Below are 8953 nucleotides of genomic sequence, written 5' to 3'. Positions count from 1 at the left end.
ACCCGCTCGGGCAAGATCATGCGCCGCCTGCTCAAGGACATCGCCGAAGGCCGCGAGGCCGGCGACGCCACCACCCTGGCCGACAACACCGTCATGGCCCAGATCGCCAGCACTTTGCGCCAGTAGCAGTGGAGGCGCGGCGGCGGCCCGCCTTTAACGCAGACCACCGCCGCGCCCAGTATCGAAGAGCTGGTGGCTGAGCCGCGGTTATTTGTTTACCGCTCACCTACAAGCCGCGAGCAGAGCGGAACCGGCGTAGCTCTCGCTGGTGGAGTAATCCTCGTCGACGCCGATCAGGACGTTCCCGACGAGATCAGAGTGCGACGCGAGGGACCGGTAGAATTCCTAGACCCAGTCGACGAACTGGGCACGCCTTGTTGAAGATCAACCCGCAGTCCGCCAGGCCGTCCTCGTGCCGTAGGGTGTATCCGAGCTCCGGGTCGGTGCCGTTCAGGGCCCGGCAGTGCCGTGGATCACCGACGTGAACCCGTCCCGACACCACATGTGCCGGGACGGGTTCACGACTGAGAGGAGAGATACTCTCCCCGGAAAAGCGCCGCTCCCGGAGCCCTCAGACGAGGGTCTTCATGAGCTCGACCGAGTACGGTCGCAGGGCGCCGAAGTCCCTAGCCTTCACCTTACGGACCCAGCCTGGATCGGCGAGCAGCGAACGCCCCACCGCCACCAAGTCGAACTCCTCGTTCTCGAGCCGCCGCGCGACCTCACGGATCGTCCACGGCGTCGGAGCCGAGAGCTCACCGGTCTCGAAGTCCTGATAGAGGTGGGTGTTTAGGCCGACGGATCCAACCGTGATCGTCGGCTGGCCCGTGATCTTACGGACCCATCCGGCAAGGTTAAGGGAGCTCCCGCCGAACTCCGGTTCAAAGAACCGTCGCGTCGAGCAGTCAAAGATGTCCACCCCGGCATCGGCCAGCGGGCCCACCCACTCCTGCAGCTCGTCTGGGGTGCCCGCGATCTTGGCGTCGTAGAAAGCGGTTTTCCACTGCGAGATGCGCAGAAGGATGGGGAAGTCCGGGCCGACCGCTGAACGGACCGACCGCACGACCTCCCGAGCGAACAGTGTCCGTTCGCGCACGGACCGGCCGCCCCAACGATCGTTGCGCTTGTTGGTCTCCTCCCAGAAGAACTGGTCGAAAAGGTAGCCGTGTCCGCCGTGCAGCTCGACACCGGCGAAACCGAGCCGTTGGGCGTCCAACGCGGCGGAGGTAAAGCCGGCGATAACGTCGTCGACGTCGTCCGCCGTCATCGTCCGCCCACCCGACGCATCCGGGCCGATGAGGCCGGACGGGCTCTCGAGTTCGTCGCCACATGAGGAGTTGGGGTAGTTGAAGTCGCGGTGACCTCCCACATGCCAGAGCTGCGGGATCATCCTCGCGCCCGATTCCGACACGGCCCGACCGATTCGGCCCCAGGCCGGGAGTGCGTCACCGGCGAATGACGGGACAGTCTCCACGTTCCTTGCCGTAGGCCGGTCGATGAACGCGCCTTCCGAGATGATCAGACCGACCTCGCCGTCGGCCCGACGTCGGTAGTACTCCTCGACGTCCTCGCCCGGGACACCGTCCGGGGAGAAGTACCGCGTCATAGGGGACATGACTATGCGGTTGCGCAGCTCAAGCGTCTTGTACTTAAACGGCACGAAGAGGCTGTTAATCGCCTCGTCCCGTGCCTCGGTCGACGCTTCGACAATGTTCATTTTGCCTCCTAATAGTAGGGAAATTGTGTGCGGCACTGGCCGGGCGCGGTCCGATGATGATGGCGTTGCGAACGTCGGACACAGTCACCGTCCTGGCCGCAGACGAATTTGAATCGTTGGATAACCTCGCAACGGCTGGCCTTCCGGCTCGGCGGGATAAACAGTTCTTCCCGCATGTTTTGAGGGCACACTGGACAACTGCTCCCCTCCCGGCGGGCCAGCGACGATCAGGACGTTGTCGTGGCCGCCCTGGAGGCGGTGCCGGAGAGCGCAACGCACTGGTCGCGGGCGAAGATGGCCGAGCGGACCGGGCGGTCGAATTCGACCATCGGGCGCATCTGGAGCATGTTCGAACTCAAGCCCCACCTGGTGGAGGAAGGCTTCAAGCTCTCCATCGACCCGCTGTTCATTGAGAAGGTCTACGACTCGGCCGGGTTCTACCTGAACCCGCCCGAGTCGGCGGTGGTGCTCTGCGTGGACGAAAAGTCGCAGGTTCAGGCCCTGGCGCGGTACCAGCCGGCGTTCCCGATGATGTCCGCATGCCAGAGAGGCGCACCCGCGACTACGCCGGATACGGCACCACCTTGTTCGCGGTCATCAACACCGCCGCGGGCCGGTTACCTCCAGCCTGCACCGCACGGGCCGGGCCGCCGAGTTCAAAAGTTCCTGGCCAGAATCGATGCCCAGGTCTCGGAACACTTGCTGCACTCCAGAGCACGTCCGCAGCGGCCTCCATCTGGGCGGTCCGGATGGTATGCCCGTCTTTCTGGATCCGAACCTGCCGGCCGACCAGATCATTCCACTCGACATGGTTCCCATGAGGATGCCTTTCGTATCGCGGTTTGTTGATGTTGTGTGCGCCAACACGCAGTCCGCCGCACGCCGATATGCTCAGCGTGTGCGGCCGGGAAGGCAGGCCGCCAAGCGTCGGCGCAAGGGCCTGTCCGTCCGTGAACGGCGGCGCCGGGGCGTACAGGGACCGGACCTGGCGGCCATACTGCAGTCGCTTCGGGCGGTGGGGCGGCGCTGGCACTTGGTACGGCGCCGCCCGCGTTCACCTGCCCGGCAGACGTTGCCCTGACCGTCCCTAATCCAGCGATGCCAATAAAATAGACACGTTCTAGTTGCTGGCCTCGACGCGGCCTCGTAGGGCGACGTAGAGATGGTCCTCAGGTGTCGGACCGAGGGCATCAGAAATGAACATGCCTTCTTTAAGCGCAACATTCAACGCCGCCAGCGCATCTGCGGGGTCGCCTTCTATTTCGTAGAGGGCTAGGTACTTGTAGGGGGCCGATCCGTTCCTGGGGGTGGTCGGCCAATGTAAACCGCTGAGCTGCCGTGGCTCCTTTGACAGCCAAGACATCCGGGATGTGCTGATTGTCGTACCAATCATTGTATTCGTCCTCGCGGCCGTCCACCGGGTTTGTCTTGACAACATAGACGGATTTCATGGTCCTCCTTGCCGAAATTTACGGGATCGGCTGCCCCTGTGAGGCGGCTTCATCTACACGGACGCGAAGATGGCAGCTAGCCTAGGTGCTACATTGCAATGATTCAACAGTTTGCAAATCCGCTTGGATGCGGACCTGCGCAGCGGCTGCTGGTTCCACCGGTGGACACTATCGCGGGAATCTTCCCCTGACACCCAAGGGATTCCGGCCGAAGCTCGTTTACCGTTCTCAGTGATGCTGGGGGAGTGGATTGGGCCGCTGCTGCCCAGTTCCGGGGGCAGTGCGAACGTCCGTTCCGCAATCACCGGCAGGTGACCGAGGGGATCATCTACTGGTACCGGTGCGGGATTGTCTGGAGGGACCCGCCTGTCGGGTTCGGCCCGGGGCGGATCGACATGGAAGCGGCACCACCGTTTCGGCCGGAGCGGAACCTGGGATCGGATCCACACGGTGCCGCTGATGCGGGCCGAAGTGGCTGCAGTATTCACTGGACCGTCGCGCCAAAGTTTATCGTCAACTGGAGGCATCAGCATGCGACCGACCTTCCCCGGATCACAGGGGACGCGGCGGATTGCAGGAAGCGGCTCACCCGAACCGGCTGACAGGCGGCGGGTCGGGCCTGCGGCGGGCTGTTCACGAAGCCTCTCTCGTCACCGTCCGGTCCAGGTCAATCGCGACTCTGGCGAAGCAGCGAAACACCGTTACTCGGGAGCTCCCTGAGTCTGTAAGTGCCCAAATGCTCATGCCGACCCTGCGTCAAGTAACGGCTCCACTTGAGCTCGCGTTCGGCACTCCTCTTCGCCGGTCTGAAGCCGCCGTAGGCGGGCTGGCATTGCGAGCCTGCCCGGTCGATGCCGTGCGTCAAGAGATCGGGACGGGCCTGTGCCCTCTCCAGCTCCGCGTTAGCTGAAGGCTGATGCATGCGCTGCGGTGCCTCCTCCGGTCGGACACATCAGGGTGAGGCGCTGATCCCGCGGATTATGACGTCGGCCATGCCGTCAATCTGCTGGTCGCGGGCAGGGGCTGCTGATAGGGTCGTGCCCCTGGTAGCTGCGGCTGCGGGCCGAGGTCCTCGAGGCCAGCTCTCACATCGAAGTAGCAGGCCAGGCCAATTGCCGAAGCTTCTGAAGCATTTACTCTACGTAGCGTCCGTCACCGGCGTTCAACGTGGCGGCTTTTGGTAGGCCGAGGTGCCAGGACTTGGCGGCACTGCCCTGCGTACCGTTAGGCCGGTCCGGCGGTGGCCAGCGAACCTGGCACCTCAGGCAGCCCATGCCCCGCGGCGCCCGTCAGAAACTGCCGGTTTAGGAATCGGTCGTGGCCTGCAGCGGTCTGCGCCGCAACGGATCTCATGCAAGTATTTCGGGCTGGGCCCGGTCGCATACGGCGGCCAGTTCCTTGACGTCGTGCAGAGCGTCCTTCTCCAATTGCCGCAATGTGTCATAGGTTTATTCGGTGACAGCCATGGGCGAAGCGGAACAGTCCAGAATGTAGCCTACTGTGCGGTATTTCCTGCTGCCGCAGACCATCTGCTGCGAGACACCTGGGAGGGCCGGCAGGGGAACTGACCGGCTACAGCCGCACGCCGTCCGGCGGCCAGAATGCCGGCCGGCCGGTGGCAGAACTGTGGGGGCCACGGTGAACCGCGACGAGTTCCACATCGACGGGGACGGGAGCGGGCCGCCCCACGAGAATTTTCGCTCTGCACGCCACCAGAGTTGATGCGCCACCCGTGATTGTGATTCATTCGGGTTCCCTTTATTGGCTCAATCGACCCCTACCGGGCCTCGCGATGATCGTTGGCCATCATTTGACGCTGCCTCGCACTGCCCGCCACCGTATCTGTACTGTCACGCCTCCACTGGTACTGTGCGGAGTCCCGTACGGTTGCTCGCGCAATCTGTTTGCTCAGCTCGGCTGCGGTCAGGTCTGCACAGTAAGCTGGAGTTCCGGGTTGTTGGCGCCAAGAGTCGTTGAGCTCGCCACCGTCGACGGGGTCGAAACCCAGTTCATCGACCAAAGACATCACCCGCCGTTTATTAGAACCTGCCGGGCCGGCGACTGGCAGCGCAATCCGGTTTTTCGCCCCGAAAGGGCGACCCTTCTTCAACAGGCTCACCGCGCCAATGCTGTTGAATACTTTGAAAACCGGGCGCCCAAGCTGCTTCGCTACCCATTCGCTGTCGGCAAGCCCCTCGTCGATCATGTCGATCCGGCCGTCACGGTTCGGATAATAGTTCCCGGTGTCAATTACGATCGGGGCTTGGCGAAGGCCGACAAGGACCTCTTCCGACAGGCACGCTATGGCGGATTGCGGCACGCTGATGATCGCCACGTCGACTCCGCGGAGGGCGTCAGTAGCCCATGCTGGGGTGATCCTGGGCACATCAAAGCCGATAAGCGTTGAAGGCGCTTTGGAGTTTGCGATTTTCACCTCATGGCCCAGTACCGCGAGCCTGCGCGCCAGGGTCCCTCCTATCAGCCCTGCCCCAATCAACCCAAATTTATTCACCAATTTGGCTCTTTCTTATTCTTGGTTTTTTATCTCTTCAGACACGCTGCTTCGCAAATCTCTGCTTTGGTGAGCGCAAAGCTCATTCACATCTTGCAAAACGCATTGGTTGATAATTAGATCATCGGCTGCCAGTCCGCGTCGGAGCATTCCGCGCGCTCTGGGTGAGGCAAAAACTTTGACGTGATTGCGTAACTTGCGGGCCCAAGTACTTTTCTTCCATCAACTGAACTCCAGTAAAGCTTACCGTCCGCGGTTCGTCCAATGCATTTGTCCTTGCGAAAAATACACGCTACGTAATTTGGAGTGGCGCACAAGATGGGACATAGGAATTCGTGCTCGCCTGACCTCGTCCTCGAGCAGTTCAGGGACATGCCGGCCTTGAAGGCCGATGAGGCGCTTCCTTTCGGCTCCGAGAACCGTGAACATGTTAACCTTCTGGATGACCATTGACTTCGCTGCTGCCGTTGCATGGGCCTCTTTGAGCGCGAGGGTGGGTACGGTTTGTTCTAAATCGAACACTTCGACCCCCCGGGAGGTGGGCCAAATCCAAATTCACGTCTTTGCAAATCCAGGTCGATGACAACCTGACCAGTCCCGCAAATGTCCGTCTCGCCCGCGGCAGAGCCGCTGCGGGGACGCGGCTGGTAAAGGTCTGGGCGGGCAGGCCTGATTATGCTGGCGCCAAGGACGTAACCCTTTGCTGTTTGTATAGGTGATGATGACAGTAGCAACAACTAAGCCCTGACTGTCGACGAGGGCAACGTTGTGTCTGGCGGCGAATTGGGCCCCCTGGGGCCGGAGGAAAAGACAGCGCGGTCTCGTACCGAGCGTTCGCCCCGGGTTGCAGGGGCTGCACCGGCGTACATGCCAGTGCCGACGAGCAGCACACCGGCCTGCGTCCAGTCGGCCGCCTGCCAAGTTAAGGCCGTAACGGGATCATTGAGCCCGCCGAGTCAAAGTGCGTTTGGTTCTTCAGCAGCCGGGATGTTGTGGCGGGCCGCGGAAAAGGCGTTCGACGGTTCCGGGGCGGCGGGACTGCCCATAAGCGGCGCCACTCACGGCCCATAAGTAAAGTTTGCCCCTACCCTCTGCAACGGCGGTTTCCGGCATCTGCTACGCCGCCGCACGCACGCCGACACGCCATCCCCTGGCTTGACATAATCACGGTTATCGGTCATCCAAACGTCCAAGTTGCCGGCAGACGCGAAAGCCCGCCACCCTGCTTGACGTTAGCATCAGCAACGCCTTCATCATCCCGAGGCCGCCCAGACCTTTCCGCACACGCTCCGACCGGTCGAAGTTTCCGACGAACGGGTCGCCGAGGTGATCAGGCCCTGCGGGTTTGACGACGATCCGGCAAGACATCTGAACGTCATGTTTAAACGGCTGTGCCGTGCAATCGGAAGGAACCGTGCGTTGCTCCTATGTCAAGCGGCCGCCGGCAGCCTGCCGGCGGCCGCTTGGCTTCGCAGGGTGCGGTAGACGGTTTTGGCGAGTTGTCTTTTGAGGCAGCGCAGGGCCTCCTTGGTGCTTTTGCCCTCGGCGAGCTTGCGCCGGTAGTAGTCCTGGCCGGGGCCGGGCAGCCGGATCTGGGTGAGCGCGATCCGGTGCAGGGCGCAGTGCAGCTGCCGGTTGCCGCCGCGGCAGAGCCGGATCCCGTCCGGGGGTATTGCCGGACCAGACGGGATCCGGCGTGCTCCCGGCGTGCATCGCGAAGCAGGCCTGGGTGTGGAACTGGCCGATGCCTGCGGTCTCGCCCAGGATCTTCGCCGCGGTAAGCGGCCCGCACCCGGGCAGGGCCAGCAGCTCCGGGGCGTGTTCGGCACCCAGGGCGCCGATGCGCTTCTCCAGGACATCGGCCATGGCGCTCAGCCGGTCGATGTCGGCCAGCACGTCCCGGGCCAGTTCGGCCACGATCCCGTCCCGGTCTGCCAGCGATCCGGCCAGCCGGGCCCGGTGATGGCCCTTGCCCGGGGCCGGAACCGTGAGCTCGTCAAGACGGCGGCCGGATTCGTCGACCGCGACAAAGGTATGCGACTTCTTATGGACGTCCGTGCCGAAAACAACCACCATGGAAACGGCCTTCCTTTGATCCAGGGGACGGTCGGCCGGCCGGCGGACAAAGCTCAGTCGGGGCGGTGCCACGCTCCTATCAGGCCACGCCGGCCGGTCCTTCACACCCGGCGGCGGCAAAACGCGCGACAGCCTGCCCCTCAGGGACGGCACCCACTCTATGAGCCAGCCACCGAATGATCAGGATCCAACCACCGCGGAATCCGCGGCACCACCCACACTGACACTGACCCACTCTAGGGCGTGTCCTGTGAATCATCGTAGCCACAGGATGATGGCTGCGATGAGCAGTTCTGCCCGGTAGTAGGCGGCGCGTTTGGCGTAGCGGGTGGCCAGGTCGCGGAACTGCTTGAGCCGGTTGAAGCAGCGTTCAACGACGTTGCGCCGCTTGTATTCCTCCCGGTCGAAGTCCGGAGGGCGCGCGCCGGCGCTGCCCTTGGCGGCACGGCGGGCTATCTGATCGGAGCGTTCGGGGCTGGTGAACCGGATTCCGCGGGAGCGCAGCGCCGCGCGGGTGCAGGGGTGCGAGTAGGCCTTGTCGGCCAGGACTGCCTCGGGCCGGGACCGGGGCCGTCCGCGGCCGGGGCGGCGGACCCTGATCTCCTCCAGCAGCGGCAGCAGCTGCGGGTTGTCCCCGTCCTGGCCGGGCGTGAGGATCACGCCCATGGGGAGGCCCCGCCCGTCGACGGCCAGGTGGATCTTCGAACTCAGTCCTCCCCGGGACCTCCCAATCCCTTCGCCGTCCACTGCGAGGGCCTCGACCGCGGGGTTGCACCCCCCTTTTTCCGGGCCCCTGCCGCATGCTGATGGGCCCGGACAACAGTCGAATCCACGCTGAGAATCCATTCGACCTCCCCAACCGCGTCGTCCTTGACGACCGCCTCGGCCAGGATCTTCTCCCACGTGCCGTCCGCGGTCCATTTGCGCAGCCGCTCGTGCGCGGTCTTCCACGGCCCGTACCGTTCGGGCAGGTCCCGCCAGGGCGCGCCGGTGCGCAGCTTGAACAGGATCGCGTTGATCACCTGCCGATGATCACGCCACTGCCCGCCGCGCCCGGACGCCGGAAGAAGAGGCTCGATCCTCGCCCAGGCCTTATCAGTGAGTTCGCCCCTGCCAACCACCCCACCGGTCTACCACGCGGTGCACCCGATCCACAGGACAGGCCCTAGACCTCCTCCCGGCTGGGCATCTGTACCT

4 protein-coding genes and 1 pseudogene are annotated in these 8953 nt (G+C 63.6%); 1 reads left to right on the top strand and 4 read right to left on the bottom strand.

The features are described from left to right. Window positions 1-571 precede the first annotated feature (571 nt). On the bottom strand, window positions 572-1717 hold the full coding sequence (locus HGG74_RS19605; protein WP_168489105.1) for an NADH:flavin oxidoreductase: 1146 nt from the start codon (window positions 1715-1717) through the stop codon (window positions 572-574). Window positions 1718-2062: 345 nt separating this feature from the next. On the opposite strand from HGG74_RS19605, the gene HGG74_RS19600 reads away from it, so the two are divergent. Continuing rightward, entirely contained in the window at window positions 2063-2566 is a 504-nt protein-coding gene (locus tag HGG74_RS19600) for a hypothetical protein (protein WP_168489104.1), read from the top strand. A 2379-nt stretch (window positions 2567-4945) separates the two neighbouring features. Here HGG74_RS19600 and HGG74_RS19595 read toward each other — a convergent pair. The 3 genes and pseudogenes from HGG74_RS19595 to HGG74_RS19585 all read right to left on the bottom strand — a co-directional run bounded on the left by HGG74_RS19595 (window position 4946) and on the right by HGG74_RS19585 (window position 8877). Then, on the bottom strand, window positions 4946-5680 hold the full coding sequence (locus tag HGG74_RS19595) for an NADPH-dependent F420 reductase (RefSeq protein ID WP_168489109.1): 735 nt from the start codon (window positions 5678-5680) through the stop codon (window positions 4946-4948). Window positions 5681-7105: 1425 nt separating this feature from the next. Further along, the gene (locus tag HGG74_RS19590; RefSeq protein ID WP_168489103.1) at window positions 7106-7756 is read right to left on the bottom strand and encodes a transposase; all 651 of its coding nucleotides are present in this window, start codon (window positions 7754-7756) and stop codon (window positions 7106-7108) included. Between the two features lie 255 nt (window positions 7757-8011). Next, window positions 8012-8877 (bottom strand): annotated as a pseudogene (locus HGG74_RS19585) (IS5 family transposase). Window positions 8878-8953 lie beyond the last annotated feature (76 nt).

This window comes from Arthrobacter mobilis, assembly GCF_012395835.1.
GTDB lineage: Bacteria > Actinomycetota > Actinomycetes > Actinomycetales > Micrococcaceae > Crystallibacter > Crystallibacter mobilis.
Note: the sequence above shows the minus strand (reverse complement) of the source record. Positions and strands in the feature narration are given on the sequence as shown.